The organism is Sphingobium sp. CCH11-B1 (genome assembly GCF_001556865.1).
Taxonomy (GTDB): Bacteria; Pseudomonadota; Alphaproteobacteria; order Sphingomonadales; family Sphingomonadaceae; genus Sphingobium.
This window is the reverse complement of record NZ_LSJY01000157.1, coordinates 1-785: the sequence shown is the minus strand read 5'-3', so window position 1 is coordinate 785 and position 785 is coordinate 1. Positions and strand designations below refer to the sequence as shown.

The following is a 785-nucleotide window of genomic DNA, read 5'->3' as shown; positions in this document are numbered from 1 at the left end:
GAGCAGGGCGGGCGTTCAGGCCGAGAGCGGCCTGCGCCGGTATCGGAAATACCAGACCTCATGGCCGAGGCGACGGGCCTTGGCCTCGTAGCGGGTTTCGGGCCAGCCGCCGGGGCGGTTCTGGAAATCCTTCGGCTCGCTCGCCAGCCAGTCGAAATCGGGATGGCCGTTCATCACCATCAGCGCCCAGCGCAGATAGACCGGATGATCGGTGCCGAAGCGGAATTCGCCGCCGGGCTTCAATTTGCGCGCGATCATCGCCACCGGGCCGGGATTCATCATGCGGCGCTTGGCATGGCGCGCCTTGGGCCAGGGATCGGGGTGGAGGAGATAGACGAAGCTCAGCGCGCCGTCGGGGATGCGGGACAGAACCTGGAGCGCGTCGCCCATGTGCAGGCGGACATTGGGCAGGCGCTGGTCGCGGACATGGCCGAGCGCCTGGACGACGCCGTTCAGGAACGGTTCCGCGCCGATGAAGCCATGATCGGGCAGCAGGTCGGCGCGCCAGGCGAGATGCTCGCCGCCGCCGAAGCCGATTTCGAAATGCAGGGGCCGGTCGGTGCCGAACAGCGACGCGGCGCTGACCTCGCCCTCTTCCGGCACGGAAATGGCGGGGAGGAGCGTGTCGACCAGTTCCTGCTGGCCCTTGCGGAGCTTTGGCCCCGACTGGCGGCCATAGAGGCGGTTGAGGGTGGTCGGATCGCCGGACTTGTGCGCTGTCATGGGGTGCGCCGATAGCGGCAGGCGGCGGCGGGGGCAAGCGGGCGGCGCGGCTGCGGCGGGGG

General features: G+C 69.4%; 1 protein-coding gene. It reads right to left on the bottom strand.

Going from position 1 to position 785, the window contains the following annotated elements; all coding sequences use genetic code 11:
• Positions 1-15: 15 nt before the first annotated feature.
• Positions 16-723 (bottom strand): tRNA (guanosine(46)-N7)-methyltransferase TrmB, encoded by a 708-nt coding sequence (gene trmB / locus AX724_RS16190; RefSeq protein WP_066768187.1) that lies wholly within the window; start codon positions 721-723, stop codon positions 16-18.
• Positions 724-785: the final 62 nt, after the last annotated feature.

What these genes read in the sequence shown, in the direction of transcription:
- trmB (WP_066768187.1), bottom strand. Translation starts at nt 723, where the DNA reads ATGACAGCGCACAAGTCCGGCGATCCGACCACCCTCAACCGCCTCTAT.